The sequence below is a fragment of the Nitrosopumilus sp. b3 genome (assembly GCF_014078525.1).
GTDB lineage: Archaea > Thermoproteota > Nitrososphaeria > Nitrososphaerales > Nitrosopumilaceae > Nitrosopumilus.
Window position 1 is genome coordinate 255,629 of the sequence record NZ_MU078696.1, and the last position, 22,401, is coordinate 278,029.

General features: G+C 35.5%; 16 protein-coding genes. 9 read left to right on the forward strand and 7 right to left on the reverse strand.

Going from position 1 to position 22,401, the window contains the following annotated elements:
- The first annotated feature begins 4 nt into the window (after window positions 1–4).
- From C6990_RS07595 to C6990_RS07605, 3 genes are read left to right on the forward strand one after another with little or no spacing between them, the layout of a single operon-like run.
- Window positions 5–3,211 (forward strand): peptidase, encoded by a 3,207-nt coding sequence (locus C6990_RS07595; RefSeq protein WP_342752463.1) that lies wholly within the window; start codon window positions 5–7, stop codon window positions 3,209–3,211.
- Window positions 3,212–3,266: 55 nt separating this feature from the next.
- Window positions 3,267–4,250: a CFI-box-CTERM domain-containing protein gene (locus C6990_RS07600; RefSeq protein WP_182130035.1), complete on the forward strand. Its 984-nt coding sequence runs from the start codon at window positions 3,267–3,269 to the stop codon at window positions 4,248–4,250.
- Window positions 4,251–4,303: 53 nt separating this feature from the next.
- Window positions 4,304–4,627, forward strand: a complete 324-nt coding sequence (locus tag C6990_RS07605) for a hypothetical protein (protein WP_182130645.1) — start codon at window positions 4,304–4,306, stop codon at window positions 4,625–4,627.
- Here the strand turns inward: C6990_RS07605 and C6990_RS07610 are convergent.
- The 3 genes from C6990_RS07610 to C6990_RS07620 form a co-directional block, all read right to left on the reverse strand.
- Window positions 4,622–6,202 (reverse strand): B12-binding domain-containing radical SAM protein, encoded by a 1,581-nt coding sequence (locus C6990_RS07610; protein ID WP_182130037.1) that lies wholly within the window; start codon window positions 6,200–6,202, stop codon window positions 4,622–4,624. The genes C6990_RS07605 and C6990_RS07610 overlap by 6 nt on opposite strands.
- A gap of 63 nt (window positions 6,203–6,265) precedes the next feature.
- Window positions 6,266–7,042, reverse strand: coding sequence for a nickel pincer cofactor biosynthesis protein LarB (gene larB / locus C6990_RS07615; protein ID WP_182130039.1), 777 nt, complete (start codon window positions 7,040–7,042; stop codon window positions 6,266–6,268).
- Between the two features lie 33 nt (window positions 7,043–7,075).
- Entirely contained in the window at window positions 7,076–7,990 is a 915-nt protein-coding gene (locus tag C6990_RS07620; protein ID WP_182130041.1) for a malate dehydrogenase, read from the reverse strand.
- A gap of 89 nt (window positions 7,991–8,079) precedes the next feature.
- Here C6990_RS07620 and larC point away from each other — a divergent pair, with 89 nt between their 5' ends.
- The 3 genes from larC to C6990_RS07635 are packed head-to-tail and all read left to right on the forward strand — an operon-like array spanning window position 8,080 to window position 11,263.
- Window positions 8,080–9,306: a nickel pincer cofactor biosynthesis protein LarC gene (gene larC / locus C6990_RS07625; RefSeq protein WP_182130043.1), complete on the forward strand. Its 1,227-nt coding sequence runs from the start codon at window positions 8,080–8,082 to the stop codon at window positions 9,304–9,306.
- On the forward strand, window positions 9,303–10,100 hold the full coding sequence (gene larE / locus C6990_RS07630) for an ATP-dependent sacrificial sulfur transferase LarE (RefSeq protein WP_182130045.1): 798 nt from the start codon (window positions 9,303–9,305) through the stop codon (window positions 10,098–10,100). Before larC ends, larE begins: the two co-directional genes overlap by 4 nt.
- On the forward strand, window positions 10,097–11,263 hold the full coding sequence (locus C6990_RS07635; protein ID WP_182130047.1) for a cysteine desulfurase family protein: 1,167 nt from the start codon (window positions 10,097–10,099) through the stop codon (window positions 11,261–11,263). The genes larE and C6990_RS07635 overlap by 4 nt, the downstream gene beginning before the upstream one ends.
- Here the strand turns inward: C6990_RS07635 and C6990_RS07640 are convergent.
- The 4 genes from C6990_RS07640 to C6990_RS07655 all read right to left on the reverse strand — a co-directional run bounded on the left by C6990_RS07640 (window position 11,260) and on the right by C6990_RS07655 (window position 14,822).
- Complete coding sequence (locus C6990_RS07640; protein ID WP_182130049.1) at window positions 11,260–12,060, reverse strand: PEFG-CTERM sorting domain-containing protein; 801 nt, start codon at window positions 12,058–12,060, stop codon at window positions 11,260–11,262. The genes C6990_RS07635 and C6990_RS07640 overlap by 4 nt on opposite strands.
- Window positions 12,061–12,132: 72 nt before the next feature.
- Window positions 12,133–12,945: a PEFG-CTERM sorting domain-containing protein gene (locus C6990_RS07645; RefSeq protein WP_182130051.1), complete on the reverse strand. Its 813-nt coding sequence runs from the start codon at window positions 12,943–12,945 to the stop codon at window positions 12,133–12,135.
- Between the two features lie 122 nt (window positions 12,946–13,067).
- A complete protein-coding gene (locus tag C6990_RS07650; RefSeq protein ID WP_182130053.1) occupies window positions 13,068–13,925 on the reverse strand; it encodes a PEFG-CTERM sorting domain-containing protein in 858 nt (285 codons plus the stop codon).
- 63 nt (window positions 13,926–13,988) lie between these two features.
- Window positions 13,989–14,822 carry a PEFG-CTERM sorting domain-containing protein gene (locus tag C6990_RS07655; protein ID WP_182130055.1) on the reverse strand — a complete coding sequence of 278 codons (834 nt, stop codon included), beginning with the start codon at window positions 14,820–14,822 and terminating at the stop codon, window positions 13,989–13,991.
- A gap of 179 nt (window positions 14,823–15,001) precedes the next feature.
- On the opposite strand from C6990_RS07655, the gene C6990_RS07660 reads away from it, so the two are divergent.
- The 3 genes from C6990_RS07660 to C6990_RS07670 are packed head-to-tail and all read left to right on the forward strand — an operon-like array spanning window position 15,002 to window position 22,391.
- Window positions 15,002–15,253 (forward strand): DNA-directed RNA polymerase subunit H, encoded by a 252-nt coding sequence (locus C6990_RS07660; RefSeq protein WP_182130057.1) that lies wholly within the window; start codon window positions 15,002–15,004, stop codon window positions 15,251–15,253.
- Window positions 15,253–18,600, forward strand: a complete 3,348-nt coding sequence (locus tag C6990_RS07665) for a DNA-directed RNA polymerase subunit B (RefSeq protein WP_182130059.1) — start codon at window positions 15,253–15,255, stop codon at window positions 18,598–18,600. The genes C6990_RS07660 and C6990_RS07665 overlap by 1 nt, the downstream gene beginning before the upstream one ends.
- Window positions 18,600–22,391, forward strand: a complete 3,792-nt coding sequence (locus C6990_RS07670) for a DNA-directed RNA polymerase subunit A' (RefSeq protein WP_182130061.1) — start codon at window positions 18,600–18,602, stop codon at window positions 22,389–22,391. Before C6990_RS07665 ends, C6990_RS07670 begins: the two co-directional genes overlap by 1 nt.
- The last annotated feature ends 10 nt before the right edge of the window (window positions 22,392–22,401 follow it).

Here is a 22,401-nt window from a genome sequence, read left to right on the forward strand (position 1 = left end):
TGCAATGTTGGGCATGAAATTCTTCTACATTCCAGTACTTCTTTCACTGATATCTCTAATTCCAGTTTTGGAAGTAGAATCTGCTAGTAATCCTAACCTGTTTGTATCATCTGAAAACTCACAATCTAAAAATCATTTTTCAGGTTCCATGGTAATTGAAGTTGTAGTAAATGATCCTAATCTAAAGGATACAGGCCAAGGAAAGGGTGAACCTGATGTTACAATTAATGGAAAATCATTACGGATGGTTCAAGCAACTGATGGAAATTGGTATGCGTATTTTGCCAATGTTGATATGGCAAAATCTGCAGATGCAACAGTTGGATTATCCGGAGAAGGTTTGGATTTTGGTATTTTTTGTAGTAGGGATACTTCTACTTCGATTTTTGGAATCTCCCTTTCTGAAACAGATGGTTTTGCAGTGCCACGTTTAGGATCTTTGACTGGTACCACAAATGGTGATTCTTCATTTAATGCATGTGGTGGTACGCCAAGCTCTTCTGCAAATTTGAATAATGTAGTTAGAAAAGCAAAATCAATCAACACTAATTCCAATATTCCAGTTGGACAAATAGGTTTGAATTCTAATGCGTGGCCATTGATTCAACTTTATTCATTTGATGATGTAGTAATTCAATATAATCCCGGTGGTCCAACACAGAAAGTATCACTTGAATATGATGAAATGGAAAACATTTCTTTGAATGTTGATAGAACTCTATATCCTAATAATGCTGAAGTATTTCTAACTGTCAATGATTTCCAATTAAATCAGGATCCTACAGATGAAGATTCATGGACATTTGATATTGGATCTAGCCCATCAACATTTTATCAAGCATTTGATAATTCTGGAACTAATTCTGCAAATGGGGGTCTAGGTTTAGTTGATTTGGTACCCCATCTCCATTCTTTGGGATTTGAAAACAATGGTAAACTTTCACTAGATCTTGGCAATATTTTGGAATTAAGAACAAACAGTGATCAACCTTCTTCTTCTGTAAGTGATGGGGCTGCAAATACTTTTTCAGAGATAGTGACATTAGTTGAACAACAACCCAATTCTGGAGTTTTTGAGAGCTTTGATTCAAATGATCAATCTGTAATCGGAATTCTTGCTAATGCTCCTCGTGGACAAACTGGAAAAATAAGCTATAATGATGAATCCCTTTCAGTTTTGACAGGTTCTTCAACTGCATCTGTTTTACTTGATAATGCCCCCACTCTGACTATTGGGAATAATAATGCTCTACGTCCTGGAACTGAATATCCAGTGATTTTAAAAGATCCAGATCAAAATTTAAACACTGGTGCTAATGATGATTTGGACATCTTTAGGGAAACTGCAATAATTCCTACTATAACAATTGGAAATCCGATTACTCTGGAAAATGCAAATAATGTCAAATTTCATTTAACTTCACCCACTCTGACAGGTGGTACTAGTGTCACTTCCTCTGTGCCTGACTCTAATTCTGATAGATTATTGATTGATACAACAACATTAGGAATTGCTTCATATGACATGCTTTCTGTAAACTTGGGAGTTTCTGCCTCTACTTTTACTTCAATTTTACTTGATGATTCTACATCTAACACAAGTGGTACAAACTGGATAAATTATGATTTAAGATCATTTGAAAAAGAGTTAGGTGTTTCTGACTTTAGTGATACCTCATTCACTTTAACTTTTGGAACACTTGGTTCTTCACCAATTACTATTGTTGATGCAGGTGACCTTTCATCATCACAAGGATTTATACAAATTGATAATTCTGATATTGCTTCCATCTTAGCTGAAAGTGGAAATGTATTTCTTGTAATTGATTTTGACTCATCTAATAATGATGCTGGTGTAATTGATATTTCTAGTGAAACCAAAAAACAACCCATTGTCTTTGATGTATTTTCTTTTGGATTAAAAAATGATAAAAGTATAAACAATTCTATTTACCGTTTTGAGTTAGAAGAGACAGGTGACAACACTTCAATTTTTGAGGGTACTTTGGAATACGCTGTAACAAATCAATTGAATATACTAGATCCTATTTTTATTCAAACCATTCAAACAATTGGTGATGAGGTAAAAGTTATTGTTACAAATAGATTGATTGATGAAACTGGAATCACTATATCTTATTCTGATCTTGATGTGACTGGTGTTGCAACTACTATCACATCACAATCAGATTTTAAAACTCATTCTGGTAATGTTTTTGCTTCTTCACAATCATTTCGTTTTGGGCAACCTGTGACCATTACACTTAATGATCCTGATCTAAACTTGAAAAAAGATTTAGTTGACATTTATTTTGTAAATAACGATCCAAATTCTGATGATGTTGATACCGTTGGAAAGGATGGAGTAATTTTACTTGAAGTTTTGATTAAAGATATTCGTTTCAAGCGTTGTACTATTGATAATGTTGAATATGGTGGTTTAGGTGCAACGGGATTCACTCTTGTTGAAACAGGACCCAGCACTGGAGTATTTGAGGGTGTATTCAAAATGCCCTCACAAATTTGCAACAAATCTGGAACTGCTTTAATTTCATCAGCTGGAGGTAGTCTTGATGCAAAGTATTATGATTCACGAGATAGTTCTGGTAATGAAAATACCTTTAGTCTGTTGAGAAGCAAATCCTCTTCATCTTTTTCTAGCTCACCACAACTAAGTTCATATAAAATTGTGAAACCTCTTTCAGGAAATATTGAGGAAATTACTCTCTTTGGTAGTGTAAATAATCATAGACGTGGAATTCCTTTGGAAGTCAATATTGTTTCCCCTGATGGAAAATCCCAAAACTTTGGAGCAACTCTTTCTAGTGGGGGCAGTTATAGATCCATAATTTCAATTAATGAAAATTCTTTATCGGGATTTTATGAAATTCGATTGTCTCACAATAACATTGATTTGGGTTCAATATCTTTTGAAGTGGTTTCACCAAAAATCCCTAGTTGGGTAAAAAACAATGCAAAATCCTGGGCATCAGCTGCAATCACAAATTCTGAATTTGTTGATGGAATTGAGCATCTAATTGAAAAAGGCATTATTTCTGTACCTTCCATTGGCAGTACATCTACCACCAATCAAATAATTCCTGAATGGATCAAAAAAAATGCTTCATGGTGGGCTGATGGAAAAATATCTGATGATGAATTTGTTAAATCACTGCAATTCTTGATCAAAAAAGGTATCATTAGAGTATAATCTGGTCAATTTTTGTTTCGTTGAAAACATAAATACTCTCAACTCATGAATCAAAATGAAAATGAGGGTAACTGCATTCTTAGCATTTGCATTATTATCTGTATCAATTTTATCCTATGGCGTAAATGGCTCTGTCTTTGCTGACAACCATAATCTTTTGCCAGTAAACACTTCTTCAAATATTGACATTGTTGCAAATGGTGCAAATGTTGTAATTTCTGGAAATCTAAAAGATTATGATCCTTTATCTCCATCTGCAGGTGCAGTTACATATGTTGTAAAATCTCCTGAAAATAACCTTGTAACTATTGGACAATTAATTCCGGACTCTGATGGTACTTTTGAATTTTCATTTATTGCAGGTGGTCAACTATGGAAATTAAGTGGAGATTATATTGTTGAAACAAAATATGGTGGAAACACTAGTGAACTTATTCTTGATTATGTAGGTGGAGAATTAGTGGTTAATACACCAGAACCTGAGCCAGAACCTGAGCCAGAACCTGAGCCAGAACCTGAACCTGAGCCAGAACCTGAGCCAGAACCTGAGCCAGAACCTGAGCCAGAACCTGAGCCAGAACCAACGTGTGGGGCAGGAACTGAACTTGTTGATGGAATTTGTCAGGTAATAAAAACACCCGAAACAGAAGCTAAAGGTGGTGGATGCTTAATTGCAACAGCCGCATATGGCACAGAATTGGCACCACAAGTTCAATTCTTAAGAGAAATTAGAGATAATACCGTTATGAGCACTTCATCTGGAATGGCTTTCATGACTGGATTTAACCAATTGTACTATTCATTCTCACCAACAATTGCCGACATGGAAAGAGAAAACCCAATGTTCCAAGAAGCAGTTAGAGCATTTATCACTCCGATGATTTCTACTCTATCCATTATGACGTTGGCAGATAATGGTTCAGAAGCTGAAGTTTTAGGTCTTGGAATTTCTGTGATTGCACTTAACTTGGGAATGTATATTGCAGCACCAGCATTAATTGGATTTAAAGTTCACAAGTACTATAAATCTAGAAAATAATTTCCTGATTCTCTTCTAGTAACTTATTATATTGAGAGAGATTATGAATTATGATGCATACTGAATATGAAGAATTTGAAAATATTGAAGATATGTTCATGTATATGGCATCTGCAGCTCCTCCAATGAAAAATACAATGCCAATTAATTCCTACAAAGGATATGTGATGGCATTTATTCCACTCAGTCCTGCAACTGGCGAAACATATCTAATGATTTATGCAAGTGGTTCACTTGAACCAGGAATTTATGAATTTGATGTTTCATCAAAATCTTACAAAAAAGTAGACGGGATTGAAAGAGCAGACAAAGTTTACTTTATTTGTTTAACACCAAAAAGAAATACTCTGGCAGATTCTGCTATTGATACTCTATAATTTCTTAGTTTGAATTTTTGGCGCAGATACGGATCTACTTCGTGCATATTTGTCAATTATTTCATCAGGTGTTCTTCCATTGAAAAGATCTTTGCACAATCCTCTTAGATATCTCATAATTGCCCATGTTCCGGCTTTGAGTATTCCATACATGAATATCTTCATTGGTGGTCCATATGTCTTATTTCTGAGAATGATTGGAATGATATCATTAATTACTCGTAGATTGTTTTCCCAACATTTCCAAAACAGTGTAAACTGAGCTTCATTCAAGTTTCCAAAATGCATTGAATTTTTCTCACTAAAGTCTTGATATAGTAATGGTGCTACTAGCCCTCTAAAGTCCATCTCTCTAAAATCACTCATCATATCAATGGTATATTGAATGTCGTCTGGAGTTTCATCAGGCCACCCAATTATGATTGTAGCAGCTGGGAACCAGTGGTTTTCATTTAGTATTTTTGCTCCTTCTCTAACTACACTTCCCCATTCTTCAGGTGAAAATGGTTTTGTTTTAACACCTAGGTGTTTCTTTACCATTGCAGGTGCAACAGTTTCAATTCCTAAATTGGTTGCAAGCCATCTACCTGTTTTATCCTGTTCATTGATTTGTGAAATTTGCTTCATTAATGTAGGATCAGCAGCAACTGCCGAAAATGTCATATGTGTGGTGCCAACAAAATTTGCTCCTAGCCCTTTGAGTCCCTTCCACAAATCTACAATGGCATCTCTGTTTGGGATGAAATCTCTATTGTCACATCCATATAGAAGCATTTCATCTGAATGTAGCCAAATTGAATCAAATCCATAATCTAAGTTTGTTTTTGCCTCATGTTGTAATCTCTCTAATGGCAAGTCTTTCTTTGATCTTTTATTTACATCACAAAAATCACATCCTCTTCCACAACCTCTCATTGCTTCAATCAATGAGTTGATTGTGGGTCCTTCTATTACAGGAATGTTTTCGAGATTTCTGACAAAACAATGCATTAGTTCTGGGGCATCATTTTTTTCTAGATCTTGAAATAAATCTACTGCTAACTCGTCTGCTTCTCCTACGACAACTGTATCAATTCCATGAATTTTCATTCTATCTGATTTTGCTAATTCCCATGCCCCGTTTCCACCTACTACAACTTTAAAATCATATTTCTTTTTGAGTTGTATAATGCTGGCACACATTTTTTTAAATTTCATTGCAACATATGATAATTTTTCAGGTGACATAGTTGTGGTTACTGGAGCCATTCCTAATGGATCCATCACATTAATTCCTACAACTTTGGTATCTGGCCCAATTGATTTATGAAGCATTTCTGGATGAGCCATAAACACATCTTCTCTTTTATATCCACCTTGAATCAATGAGCTTTCAATTCTTCTTAGTCCAACTTGAGCAACTTTTACTTCTCCTGTGATTGGGTCGGTTTCAACTGAGGGACAAAAAACTTTGTCAAATACCCATTCAGGAAGAACCTCGTAAGGTCCACATGCGATAAATCCGTAAAGAAAATTTCCTCTATAATTTGTCATTAAGCTACGATCAGCAGTAAGAACAACACGTTTGCCAGCCAACTACCAGACTTCGACAAAGTATGTTATATATCATTTACGAGGCAGATTATTACTGATTGGAAATTAATCCTTTTTTCTAATTGTTCTATTTGCAATATTTGCAGCAATTCCTCCTGCTGCTATTCCGTTATCTATGTTGACTACTGATAATCCCAATGAGCAGCTTTGAAGCATTGATGCTAATGCGGCAATTCCTTTCTCCCCATACCCATATCCTACAGATGTTGGAATTCCAATTATTGGGATGTCTACCATAGACGAAACAAGTGTGGCCAAAGCTCCTTCCATTCCTGCAGCAACTATTATGCAATCTACATCTTCTTTAATCATTTTTTTTAAAATTGGAAAAATTCTTTGAATTCCTGCAACACCTACATCATAACCTGTTATGCATTTACAATTCATTGCTTCACACATTAATCTCGATTCCTCGGCAACTCCAATATCTGAAGTTCCTGCAGTAAGAATTCCTACTTTGCCTCCATAGAAAAAAATTGGTTTTTTAAATAGTAATAATGTGGATGAGTTTTTTCCAGTTTTAATTGTAATTTTCAATCTTTTAGCAAATGCTAAAATTTTTGGATAATCTTTTTTTTTGATTCTTGAAATTAATACTGAATTTGATTTTTCTAAAGTTTTTTTTACAATTTTTTTAATCTCTTCGATTTCTTTTGTTTCAGCAAAAATTACTTCAGGAATTCCACGTCTTTTACTCCTATTGATATCGATTTTTGCAAACCCTTCTACTTCTTCAACTGAATATAATGATAGAAGTTTTTTTGCATTACTAATTGATATTTTCCCAACACTAAGTGATTCTAGAATTTTATCAATTTCCAATAATGATTTGTATTTCTAAGTATAAAAAAATGCTTAGATTTCTATACCTGAAATGGCGCTTTTAACACTCTCAACAGCTTTATCAAAAACTTGCTTTTCTTCATCATTTAGATCTAATTCGATAATTTTTTCAACACCTTTTCTTCCAATTATTGCTGGAACTCCAATTGTAACATCCGAATGACCATATTCGCCATCAAGATATGTTGCAACAGGAATAACTTGTTTTCTGTCTCTTACAACAGATTCTACAATTGCAGAAATTGCATTTCCTGGTGCGTGTACAGTAGCTCCTTTCAATTCAATTACTTTTGCTGCCACTTGTTTTGTGTTTTGAATTAGCTCATCTAATTTTTCTTTTGGAAGAAATGTTGATAATGGAATTCCTGATACTGATGAAAATCTTGGTAGAGGTAACATATTCTCCCCATGCTCTCCAATCACTAATGCTCTGATTGAATCACGAGAATGTCCTGTTGCTTCGTGAATAAATTGTCTAAATCTTGACAAATCCAGCATACCACCCATGCCAAATACTCTACTCCTATCGAATCCTGAAACCTTGTATGTGATGTAGGCCATTGGGTCAAGCGGATTTGTCACTGGAATTATCATTGAATTATCTGCATATTTTTTGACATTTTCTACAACACTTTTTACAATTGATGCATTAATTTTCAAAAGATCCATTCTTGTCATTCCTGGTTTTCTTCCAGAGCCTGCCACAACTACAACAACATCTGAGCCCTTCATGTCTGCAAAGTCATTTGATCCTTTTACTTCCACATCGATTCCTTGTTCTGATAACATGTGGTTGATGTCCATTGCTTCGCCTTGTGGAAGTCCTTTGGCAACATCAAGTAACAATATCTGATCATCTAATCTTTTTAGTGCTGAGAATAATGCTGCATCTCCACCTACTTTACCCGAACCAATAATCGTAATCATAAAAATCATCGTTGATTTTCAATAATTAAATCTAATGAAATTCCTGAACTTTTAGACGAATTTATAAGCATTTTCAATAATTTTTAATCATGGTTGTTGTGATTGATCCTCAGGTTGCTGGAATCTCTGGTGACATGCTTTTATCCTCATTAGTTGATTTAGGTGCTGATAAAACAAGAATAATCAACGGAATAAAGGACTCTGAAAAATTCCTTTCAAATTCTACAATTAATAAAATTGATTTTCAAACAATTCAGAAACATGGGATAAATTGTCAACAATTGATTTTAGAAATTAATGAAGAACCTCATGAACGAAAAGGATCAGAAATTAAAAAGGCTATTTCTGATTCAACTAAAGCATTGGGCTTATCCGATAAATCCCAAGTTTTTGCAGAATCTTGTATCAATACTCTTATCTCCTCTGAATCTAAAATTCATGGAATTCCTGAAGACTCGGTTCATTTTCATGAAGCCTCAAGTATTGATACCCTTGTTGACATTGTAGGTGTTTCAATTGCCTTGGAAGATTTGGGTTTGTTTGATGAGAAAATAATATGTCTGCCTGTTTCTGTTGGCGGCGGAACCGTGACTTTTTCACATGGAACTATGTCTAATCCAGCAAGTGCTATTCTTGAGATCTTTAAAAAATCAAATTTAATAGTCAAAGGAAATAATGCTAAAGAAGAACTTACCACTCCTACGGGAGCATGTATTTTAGTAAATATGACTGATATTGCTATGGAGTATTACCCTTCTATGAAAATCGATTCAATTGGTTATGGTGCAGGTCAAAAAAATTTTGAAACTTTTTCAAATTCTTTGAAAATTATTCGTGGCTCAAACAATAATTTTGATGTTGATTCTGTAAAGATACTTGAAACAAACGTGGATGATGTGTCTGGTGAGATACTTGGAAATCTCATTGAAAAAATTATGACTAAAGGTGCAAAAGATGTTTCAATATATCATGGAATTACAAAAAAAGGAAGACCAACAAATCTTGTATCTGTCATATGTAATGATGAAAATGTAGATACTATTGTTGACACCTTGGTGTTAGAAACAGGAACTTTGGGGGTTAGAATCTCAGATTCCAATAGATTCATTGTTCCCAGAACAATTCATGAACTCTCATTAATTTTGGATGGTCACTCTTTCAAAGTAAATTACAAAAAATCTACCTTTAAAGGAAAAACTGATTTTAAAATAGAATTTGATGACCTGAAGAAAATATCAGAAATTCTTGATAAACCAATTAAAGAAATAGAATCATTACTTAGAAAAGAAATTGAGAGACTTGGGAATTCCACATGACAGATCTTGATGAACTCGTCAATTGGTTTGATGAGAAAAATAAGGTGATGGTAGCACTTTCTGGTGGTGTTGATAGCGCACTTGTGGCTTTTGCTGCTTTTCAAAAATTAGGAAAATCTGCAATTGCTGTTACTGCTGATTACAAAACATTGTCTGAGGAAGAACTACAAACATCTAGAGATGTCTGCTCTGAGATAGGAATTGAGCAACTCTTTTTGGATTATGATGAATTAGAGAATGAAGATTTTACAAAAAATGATTCCAATCGATGCTTTCACTGTAGAATGGAACTGGGCGATCATCTAATTGAATTGGCAAAAGAACATAATGTCCAGACTATTGTAGATGGTACAAATCTTGATGATTTGGGTGATTATCGACCTGGAATTGAGGCGTTAAAACAATATGGAATAAGGAGCCCCCTTGTGGAAACAGGATTCACTAAATCTAAAGTTAGAGAAACTGCAAAATTTATTGGACTATCTGTATTTGATAGACCATCAAATTCTTGTCTTGCCTCTAGGATTCCTTGGGGGCAAAGAGTAACAGCAGAAAAACTCACTAGGATAGAATTTGGTGAAACAATCGTCAAACAACTAACAAAATTAAAACAAGTTCGAGTTCGAGATCTAAATGGTTCGGCCAAAATTGAAGTTGACAAAGAAATGATATCTGTTTTTGATGAATCTGTTTTCAAGCAAATTTCTGAAAAACTCAAACTAATTGGATTTAGTACAGTTGAAATTGATCCGGAAGGATATAAACCAGGAAAAATCAATGTGATTGCAGATTGATTTATCTTGACAATGCTGCATCCACTAAAATTCATGAGGATGTTTTAGAAACGATGCTTCCTTACCTCAAAGAACAATATGGTAATCCATCATCTATTCATCGTTACGGGCGATTATCACACAAAGCAATAGAAAAGGCAAGAAAACAGATTGCCTTTTTAATAAATGCTGAACCTTCTGAAATCCTTATTACTTCAGGAGGTACCGAATCCAATAATACTGCACTAAGGGGGGTGGCGATGAAAAACCCATCATCTCAGATTATCACATCTTCAATTGAACATGATGCAATTTTAGAGCCTTGCAAAAAATTATCTCAAAGTGGATTTGATATTGATTATCTTCCAGTTGATTCATTTGGGATGGTAGATATCTTGGAACTTAAAAATCACATTTCTGATAAAACTTGTCTTGTTTCCATTATGTTTGGAAACAATGAGGTGGGAACTATTCAACAAATCTCCGAAATTGCAAAAATTTGTAATGAAAAAAAAATCCCATTTCATACTGATGCTGTTCAGGCAGTTGGTAAAATTCCAATTGATGTCAAAAAATTAGGTATAGATTTACTGTCGATTTCATCTCATAAACTCTATGGACCTAAAGGAATAGGAGCGTTATTTATCAAGAATGGGATTTCCATTGATCCTGTTATTTTAGGCGGTGGACAAGAAAATGGTTTGCGCTCTGGAACTGAAAATGTTGCAAATATTGTTGGATTTGGAAAAGCATGTGAAATTGCACAATCCCATTTAGATGAAAATATGTTCAATATGAAAAAACTGCGAGATTATATGATTAAAAAAGTGTTAGATGACATACCTCAAGTAACTCTAAATGGACATTCTGAATCAAGATTGCCCAATAATATTCATTTTACATTTCTTGGTGTTAATGGAGAAGACTTGATCATAAAACTTGATGAATTTGGAATTGCAGCATCCACTGGGTCAGCATGTTCTGTAAATACCCAAAAAGCTTCACATGTTTTAGAATCTATGGGGTTTTCACTAGAACAAATTACTGGTTCATTGCGATTAACACTTGGGATTTTTAATAATAAAGATGAAATTGATGAAACCGTTGAGGTACTCAAGAAAGTTGTCAAAGAACTTCGTTCAGTTTCACCATTCAAAGAAAAATATTCTTTTGGTTTAACCTAAATTTTTATTTGAATTTTATTTCTAGTCATTGCAATTGTTGTCATGATCCCTATGATGAGAATCATTATTGCAATCGTACTAAATTCTGGCACTACATATGTTCCAATAATCTCTATGTCTGAGTCTCCCTGTTCAAAATTAATTGTTATTACTCTAGAGTCTGTACCTACTACTGATTCTTGATATGGTACTTCTATACCGTCTATTAGAATGATAAAAGTATCATCCTTTCCATCTTGCTTTTCTGCTCCTATGAATTCCCTGGGTAAATCTAATGTGATTGTTCCCTCGTCTATTGCATCAATTTGCACAATCAAAGCAAAAATTTCAGAATCTACTACGATATTTTTTACTGTTCCGCCCCTGATTGTATATTCTACATCGAATGTTCCTTTGCTTCCAGCATCTACCTCAAAATTGGTACTAGTTTCAGTTGCCTGTGATTTTGGAGTGAATGTAAATTCAGTTTCTGCAATATGTTCTTGATAGAATGCTCTAATTGTATAATCGCCGCCTTTTTTCCATACTCCTCCTTCGGCGATAATTAATTTTGTAAATGTTCCATCTTGACCCACTGTAATTTGTGCAATTTCTACTATTGCACCTTCATTGACAATTTGTATCAAAACTGGTGTATCTCCAATCACTGTATTCACATTTCCAAAAATTACAATCGTGTCTCCTTCATCATAATTATTATCATCAGTCTCAACTGATAGTAGGGATTCTTGAGCAAAAGCAGTCCCTGTGGTAATTACTAATAACGATAATAATGTAAAAAATATTTTAAATTCCACAACGTTTGGATGACTCGTTTGTATATTTTCTTTACTACTAAAAAATGAAAAAATGAAAAAAGTTGTGTGATTTTAGTATCTTGGCATAATGCTAAGTCTTGACTTTGCAGATACTGCAATTATTGAGATAATTGCTACTGCTAGAATCATGGCTGCGATTGTACCAAATTCTGGTATCACAAAGGTACCTATAATTTCAATCTTTTCGGCGCCTGCAAGGAACATGACTGTTACTTTATTTCCATCAATTTCAACATCATCCCATTCTTGTCCATCAACTAGTACCATGAAGATACCGTCCTGAACTTTTTTGGTTGGGGTTACTGTTAACGTTCCATCACTTTTAGCGTCGATGTTAATGACAATTGATTTGTCATCAGTATTGAGAGTTGCACTTTTCACTACTCCACCATTAATGGTAAATGGTATACATTGACCACTTGCAGTAATCTGACCTGGGCCACATTTACTTGGAGTTGTAGGCTTTGAAGTTGCTTCTCCACCAATTAGTTCAACTTGTGCTTTGCTGCTTTTTTCAACACTGCCATAGTTTACTTTAATGGTGTAAGTACCATCGTATTTCCACAATGCACCTGCTGTGTTTAATGTAGTCTCAAAACTCTTGTCATCTGCTACAACTATTTGATTAATTGTAACAATGGAGTTGAGTGGATTCACAACAGTTACTGTGACTGGATATCCAGATGCTATGTTTGCTACTTGGCCTGTTACCGTAATTATCTCATTATGCATGTACTGCTCTTTATCTGTCCATACAGATATTGGGAGTGCTTGCATCAATGAATTCTTTGCTGATGCTTTAGCCTCATCCTGAGCACATCCTACACATGCTGGTGGAAGTTCTACCGCATATGCTGATGACATAGTTAAGGTACCGACTGCAGTCAAAACGGCTAGTAGCGCGAACGACGTACGACTGTTCATCTTGTTGCGAATTGAACCTGTCTCTATTTATGTATATTTAAAAAGAGAAAAAAGTTGTGAACTTAGTATCTTGGCATAATGCTAAGTCTTGACTTTGCAGATACTGCAATTATTGAGATAATTGCTACTGCTAGAATCATGGCTGCAATTGTACCAAATTCTGGTACTACGACTCCATCTTTGATATCGACTTCAGTTGAAGCGGTATATTTTGGATCGTCAAATTGTTTTGCACTTACAGTATAGAATCCATTTTGCTTCCATAGTGGTCCGCCTATGGTTATTTCCTTGGTAAATTCTCCATTAAGCATTGGTGATACTTGAGCAACAGATACTACATTTCCATTTGGTGCCGTTATGGTTAAAGTAACATCTTGACTTACTCTGTCTGTTGTACCTTCTATGTTGATTGTTGTAGATCCTATAACAGCATCTGCATAAATTTCAATTCCTTTATCTGTTGCAACATTTGGAGTGGTGTAAACTAATCCTGATTCCATATTGGTCTCAGTTACAAGAGTTTTTTTTGCCATTCCGTTTGCTACTTCAACAAGCACCTTTAGTGTGTACAATGAACTTTGCTGTGGGCTTTGCATTGCCGTTACAGTATAGAATCCATTTTCAGTCCATGTTGGGCCTATTTTGAATTCGGTTGTAAATTCTCCATTGACATCTGGTGAAACTTGACCAATTCCTACTACATTATTCCCACTTGGAGATGTTACTCTAAATGTGACATCTGTAATTTTTGAAATTGTCTTGCCTGTTACCGTAATCGTGTCTGAGTTTCTGTCAGCCATGGCTGTAAGACTCATTCCTTGACTTTGAGCAAAAGCATCTTGTTGAATTGAAGTCATTGAAATTAATGACAATGCCATGAGGGCTATCGCCATTGATGTTGTAGAACGTTTAAAATTCATACTAATTCAAGTTCAGATATCTTGTTATTTATGTATATTTAAAAATAGAAAAAAAGATGAAATTTAGTATCTTGGCATAATGCTAAGTCTTGACTTTGCAGATACTGCAATTATTGAGATAATTGCTACTGCTAGAATCATGGCTGCAATTGTACCAAATTCTGGAACTACAAATGTACCGATTATTTCGATCTCTTCAGCTCCTGCTGGGAATGCTATGGTAAGAACTCTATTCGTTGCTGATGTTGTTTCCTCAAAGTCTACTTCTTCTCCATCAATTAAGACAAAGAAATCGTCATCTTCACCATTCATTGTTGCATCCAACACAGATCTTGGGATTGTCAAGGTTAGTGAACCATCACTTGTTGCATCAATAGATACAATGAGTGAATTTGCTTCGAAATCAGGCATGATACTTAGTAATTTTCCGCCTGTGATCATGTATCCAATCAAATCTGTAGAACCTTCAATTGCAACTGTTTTGTCAGTTACAGAACCTCCAGTTGTTGGTGGTGTCATTGTTGATCCTCCAAATTCAAATGTTGCCTCAGCTGATCGATTTTCAGTTCCATACTGAACTGTTATCGTGTATGATCCTTCTGCTTTCATTAATGCTCCTCCGGCAGTAATTTCGGTACTGAATTTTTTATCAACACCAACTGTTACTTGAGCAATTGATACCAAGTTTCCATTAGGAGCCTTGACAATTACACTTACTGGAGTGCCAGAATACAGATCTTTCACTTCGCCTGTTACTAGAATTGTTTCACCTTCTGAATATGATGACTTGTCCGTAGTAACAACAATCGAGTTTTGTATTTGTCCAAATGCTGGTGCCATACCAATACTTACAATTAAAATTGCAGATAGGGTAAACACCGTTAGATGAGCTTTCATCAATTTTAGGCGAAAAATTATGCTATTTAAGGTTGCGATAAAATTTATTGACTAAAAAGAAAAAACACAATTCTATGCCGAATTTCAGATTAGATATATATTAACCCGAGCGTGAGATTTTGACAGTTTGTGTGTATTATTTTCCGTTACATTTAATGTTCTACGTGGAGGTTTTGTAGATGGCAACTAAAAAAAATCAAGTTCTAGTACCTGATCATGTCTATGTACCAAAACATGAGATCATCTCAAAACAAGAAGCTGAAGAAGTTTTGAAAAAATACAACTGTAAACCCACAGAATTACCCTTAATCTTTGTAAACGATCCTGCAATTTTAGGACTTGGAATAAAACCTGGTGATATGATAAAGATCACTAGAAAAAGCCCAACTGCAGGAGAGAGCCTCTATTACAGATACGTGGTGGAAGTATAATGGCAGATTCTTCTACAAAACGTTGGCCAGTAATTCAAGATATTTTAAAACGTGAAGGTATTGCACGTCAACATCTCAACTCATTTGATGAATTCCTAGAAAGGGGATTACAAAGTATCATCAATGAGGTAGGGCAAATTGATATTGAAAATGCTGAATACCCTTACAAAATTCAACTAGGAAAAGTTAAACTTCAACAACCAAGAATGATGGAGCTTGATGGTTCTATTACTCATATTACTCCAGCTGAGGCAAGACTGAGAAATGTTTCATACTCTGCACCTGTAATGATGGAGGCAAGTGTTGTAGAGGATGGTAAAATTTTAGAGTCAAGATTTGTTCATATTGGAGACGTACCAGTAATGGCAAAATCTAATGCATGTATCTTGCATAACTTCTCTACTCAAAAATTAATTGAACACGGTGAAGATCCAAATGATCCTGGTGGTTACTTTATCATTAATGGTTCTGAAAGAGTCATTGTAGGGTTAGAAGATCTTTCTTACAATAAAATTATTGTTGATAGAGAAACTGTTGGCGGAAACATTGTTTTCAAAGCTAAAGTATATTCATCAATCGTTGGTTATCGTGCAAAACTAGAACTTGTTATGAAAAATGATGGTTTGATTGTAGCTAGAATTCCTGGCTCTCCAGTTGATATTCCAGTTGTCACATTAATGAGAGCACTTGGATTGGAATCTGATAGAGAAATTGCAGCAGTGGTTTCATTGGTAGATGACTTGCAAGATGAATTAGAAGGCTCTTTTGAAAAAGCAGGTGATGTCCCAACATCTAAAGATGCTATTGTTTACATCAGTAAAAGAATCGCACCTGGAATGTTAGAGGAATTCCAAATCAAACGTGCAGAGACTTTACTTGATTGGGGATTATTGCCACACTTAGGTAAACATCCAGAGAACAGAAAAGAGAAAGCACAATTCTTAGGTGAGGCAGCTTGTAAATTATTAGAATTAAAACTTGGTTGGATTACTCCTGATGACAAGGATCATTATGGAAACAAAGTAATCAAATTTGCAGGACAAATGTTGGCAGATCTATTTAGAACTGCATTTAGAAATTTGGTCCGAGACATGAAATACCAATTAGAAAGATCAGGTCAAAAAAGAGGAATTAACGCAGTAGCTGCTGCAATTCGTCCGGGAATAATTACAGATAAACTAAACAACGCTATTGCAACAGGAAACTGGGGACGAGGACGTGTAGGTGTTACCCAATTACTTGATAGAACAAACTATCTCTCAACAATTAGCCATCTTAGAAGAATTCAATCTCCTCTCAGTAGAACCCAGCCAAACTTTGAGGCAAGAGATTTACATGCTACCCACTTTGGAAGAATTTGTCCTAGTGAAACTCCTGAAGGCTCAAACTGTGGTTTAGTGAAAAACCTTGCACTATCTGGAATTATCTCAGTAAATGTTCCATCTGAAGAGATTGTAGAAAAACTCTATGATCTTGGAACAGTACATTTCTTTGATGCAAAAGAAGATTTGAAGAAAGATGGAACTCGAGTATTTGTTGATGGTCGTCTAATTGGATATTTCAAAGATGGTCAAGAACTGGCTGAATCTTTAAGAGACCTTAGACGAAATTCAAAGATTCATCCTCATGTTGGAGTTTCATTTCATAAATCTGACATTGAAGGTTCGACAAGAAGACTTTATGTAAACTGCAATGCTGGACGTGTTTTGAGACCACTGATAATTATCAAAGATAATAAATCATTACTGACCCAAGATCTTTTGGATAAAATTTCAAAGAAATTACTTTCTTGGACTGATCTTTTGAGAATGGGTGTTTTAGAAATGATAGATGCTAATGAAGAAGAAAATTGCTATGTCACTTTGGATGATAAAGATACAAAGAAACATACTCATCTAGAAGTATTCCCACCAGCAATCTTGGGTGCAGGAGCTTCTATCATACCATACCCTGAACATAACCAATCTCCAAGAAATACATACGAGTCTGCAATGGCCAAACAAAGTTTAGGATTCTCAACACCTATGATGAATACCAGTACTTACGTAAGACAACACTTTATGCTATACCCACAAGTTCCAATTGTAAATACAAAAGCAATGAAACTTTTGGGATTGGAAGATAGGCCAGCAGGTCAAAACTGTATAGTTGCAGTATTGCCATTTGATGGTTACAATATTGAAGATGCAATTGTTCTTAGCAAAGCCTCTGTTGATAGGGGTTTGGGGAGAACTTTCTTTTTTAGAATTTACGATGCAGAGGCAAAACAATATCCTGGTGGAATGCGTGATACTTTTGAAATTCCTAACGCTGAAGATAATATTAGAGGTTACAAGGGAGAGCGTGCATATAGATTACTAGAAGAAGATGGTGTTGTTGCCTCCGAAGCTCCAGTAAAAGGCGGAGATATTTTAATTGGAAAAACTAGTCCTCCAAGATTTATGGAAGAATATCGAGAGTTTGAATCTTCAGGTCCATACAGACGTGATACTTCTATTGGTGTAAGACCCTCTGAAACTGGTGTTGTTGACACTGTAGTTATGACCCAATCAAATGAAGGTGGAAAAATGTACAAGATTAGAGCAAGAGACATGAGAATCCCTGAAATTGGTGACAAGTTTGCATCAAGACACGGACAAAAAGGTGTACTGGGAATTTTAGCTAAAGCAGAAGACTTGCCGTATACTGCAGAAGGAATGTCTCCTGATGTTTTGATTAACCCTCATGCATTCCCATCAAGAATGACTGTTGGAATGATGATGGAATCAATCTGTGGAAAAGCTGCTGCATTTCGTGGAAAGCGATTTGATGGTTCAGCATTTGTTGGAGAAAAAATGGATGAGGTCAAAGAAGTAATGGATGCACATGGTTTCAAATATTCTGGCAAAGAAGTAATGTATGACGGAAGAACTGGAAAACCATTCCCAGTTGACGTCTTTATTGGGGTTGTATACTATCAAAAACTTCATCATATGGTTGCAGATAAAATCCATGCAAGAGCACGTGGACAAGTTCAGATGTTAACTAAACAACCAACTGAAGGTAGAGCAAGAGGTGGTGGATTAAGATTTGGTGAGATGGAGAGAGATTGCTTGATTGCTTATGGTGCTTCAATGATTCTAAAAGATAGATTGCTAGATGAATCTGATAAATCTGATATCTTTGTATGTGAAAGATGTGGATTAGTTGCTTATCATGATGTTAAACAAAGAAAATATGTATGCAGAGTATGTGGTGATAAAGCCAAAGTCTCATCAGTATCCGTAGCATATGCATTCAAACTACTATTACAAGAGATGCAGAGCCTTAATGTTGCACCACGTCTCTTAATCAAGGAGAAAATCTAATGTCACTTCAAGCAATCAAATCAATTGATGGAATTCGTTTTTCAGTATGGTCTCCAACTGAAGTTAGAAAATATTCAGTTGCAGAAATAACTGCACCTGAAACATATGATGAAGATGGGATGCCAGTTCAGGGAGGTCTTATGGATGGACGACTTGGAACTCTTGAACCTGGACAAAAATGTCTAACCTGTGGAAATACCGCTGCTAGATGTCCCGGACATTTTGGACACATTGAACTTGCAGAACCAATTTTGCATATTGCATTTATTGATAATATTTACAAACTATTACAATCAACCTGTCGCTCATGTGCAAGACTCAAAGTCCCACAAGAAGATTTGAATGAATTCAAAAAAATCAAAGACAAGCATGCTGCATATACTGTAATTTCTCAAAAACGTATTCCTGAACAAATTATAGAAAAAGCAAAGAAAGCAAAAGAATGTCCACACTGTGGAAAGACCCAGTATGAACTAGTCTTTACAAAACCAACTATCTTTGTTGAGAAAACAGAGATTGGTGAACATAGATTACTTCCAATTACAATCCGAGAAAGATTTTCACAAATTCTTGATGATGACTTGCAACTTTTATCCTATGATCCTATTACTGCTAGACCTGAGTGGTTTATTCTTCAGGCATTACCTGTGCCACCAGTAACTGTAAGACCATCAATAATTCTTGAGACCGGAATTAGATCTGAGGATGACTTAACACACAAAATGGTAGATATCATCAGAGTTAATCAAAGACTAAAAGAAAGTAAAGAGGCAGGAACACCTCCACTCATCGTACAAGACCTAGTTGACCTATTACAGTATCACTCTACAACATACTTTGATAATGAAGTTTCAGGAATTCCACAAGCTCATCATCGTTCTGGACGTCCACTCAAAACACTAACTCAAAGACTAAAAGGAAAAGAGGGACGATTTAGAGGTTCACTGTCTGGAAAGAGAGTTGACTTTTCAAGCAGAACTGTAATTTCACCTGATCCTAACTTGGATTTGTCTGAAGTTGGAGTTCCAGAACAAGTAGCCATGAAACTAACAATTCCTGAAATTGTTACTGAATGGAACATTGAGAGAATGCGAAAACTCGTTATTAATGGACCTGAAAAATTCCCAGGTGTTAATTATATTGTTAGACCTGATGGTGTAAAGATTCGATTAGATTTTGTTGAAGACCGTTCTACTATTGCAGAAACACTTGAGATTGGTTATCTAATTGAAAGACATCTTGCAGATGGGGATATTGTCATGTTTAACAGACAACCTTCACTTCACCAGATGTCTATCATGGCTCATTATGTAAGGGTACTTCCTGGTAAGACTTTCAGATTGCATCCTTCTGTATGTCCTCCATACAACGCAGACTTTGATGGTGATGAGATGAATCTTCACGTTCCTCAAAGTGAAGAAGCACGAGCAGAAGCAATCCTTTTGATGAGAGTTCAAGATCAATTAATTTCTCCTAGATATGGTGGACCAATCATTGGTGCACTGAGAGACTTTGTTACTGGTGCATATCTTCTAACAAAAGACGGAACAACTCTATCTGTTCAAGAATTTTCAAATCTAGCAATGCTAGGTGGTTACAAAGACGCACTTCCTAAACCTGCTACTAAAACTAAAGATGGACCTGCATATACTGGAAAACAACTATTTTCACTATTCCTTCCAAAAGACTTCAACTATGTACTTACTTCAAAATGGTCAAAGGGAACAAATGGTGCCGCAAAAGATGTTGTAATTAAAAAAGGTGAACTCATCAGTGGTGTCATTGATAAAACATCAATTGGTGCAGAAGAACCAGAAAGTGTCTTACACAGAATTACAAAAGACTATGGAAATGCAGTTGGAAAGAATTTCTTAAACTCTATTCTAATCATGGTAAAACAATTCATCACAAGTTATGGTTTCAGTTATGGGTTTGGTGATCTTGAAGTGCCAGAAAAAGAAAAACAACAGATTCTAGATGATATTCAAGGAACTTATGATATTGTATCTGATTTAACCCATCAATATGAAAAAGGAACTCTGAAACTCACAAGGGGAATGAGAGCAGAAGAGGCACTTGAAGCATACATCGTAAATGAATTGGGTAAAGCAAGAGACAAAGCTGGTTCTACTGCAAATAACTCCCTTGATGATGCTAATGCTGGAAAAATTATGGCAACAACAGGCGCTAGAGGTTCATCACTGAACGTAGGTCAGATGGCAGGTGCATTAGGACAACAGTCAAGAAGAGGAAATAGAATGAATGATGGTTATCATAATCGAGCATTGACACACTTCCAAGAACATGATAATAATCCAGACGCACATGGATTTGTAAAATCCAATTATAGGGAAGGTCTCTCTGCATTAGAATTCTTTTTCCACGCTATGGGTGGTCGTGAAGGACTTGTAGATACTGCAGTTAGAACACAACAAAGTGGTTACATGCAACGTAGATTGATCAACGCATTAGAACACATTAGACTAGAATACGATGGAACAGTAAGAGATCCACACGGACACATCGTACAATTCCTTTACGGTGAAGATGGAATTGATGTTGCAAAAAGTGATCATGGTGAAGCATTCAACGCTAGTAGGTTAGCTGAATCTCAAACCATGATTGATTCTGGTAAAAAGGCAACAAAAGATGAGATTGATACTATTATTAAAAAATACACAAAGACATTCAATCCAAGACTTACATCACTTGTTTCAGAAGCCTTGCATGAATCCACACTAAGTAAAGACGGTGTAGAAGCAGTTTGTAAGAAAGGATTATCATTATACAACAAAGCCAAGGTAGAACCTGGTCAAGCAGTAGGAATCATTACTGCCCAATCAATTGGTGAGCCTGGTACTCAGATGACTTTGAGAACATTCCACTTTGCAGGAATTAAAGAAAGAAATGTTACCTTGGGTCTTCCAAGATTAATTGAACTAGTTGATGCAAGAAAGAAACCAGTTACTCCAACTATGGATATCTATCTTGACAACGAATCAAAGAAATCTCGAGAAAAGGCAATCGAAGTTGCAAGAAATGTATTACAAACCAAAATCAGTGCATTAATTGCAAACAGTGAAACTGATTATTCTACTGAAATCAAATTAATCCTTAGTGAAAATAGACTAAAGGAGAGAGGATGCTCAATTGCTGAAGTTGAAGCATCACTTGCATCAAACAAGAAATTCAAAATGGAGACTGTTGGTGAACTAATCACTCTCAAACTTGTTGAAGAGTCTGACACTGCTACAGTAATTGCAATTAGAAATAAAGTTCTAAACACTACCGTAAAGGGAGTTCCAGATGTTGAACGTGTGACCCTAGTTCAAAAAGATGATGAATGGGTTATTCAAACAACCGGTTCAAACATTGCCAAAGTTCTTGAAGTAAAGGGTATTGACAAAACAAATGTCAGAACAAACAATGTCTTTGAAATTGCAGGCACTCTAGGAATTGAGGCTGCAAGAAATGCATTGATTGATGAACTCAATCATACTCTAGGAGACCAAGGATTAGAGGTAGATAATAGGTATATTATGCTAGTGTCTGATTTGATGTGCTCAAGAGGATACATGCAACAAATTGGTAGACACGGAATTGCCGGTACTAAAGATAGTGTTCTTGCAAGAGCTGCATTCGAAATTACAGTTCCAACCATTGCTCATGCAGCACTTGGAGGAGAAGTGGAACAACTCAAAGGCATCACTGAAAATGTAATTGTCGGTAGTAACATTCCAATTGGAAGTGGAACTGTTGACTTGTACATGCAAGTAAGCAAGAAGAAATAAACTGGTAACA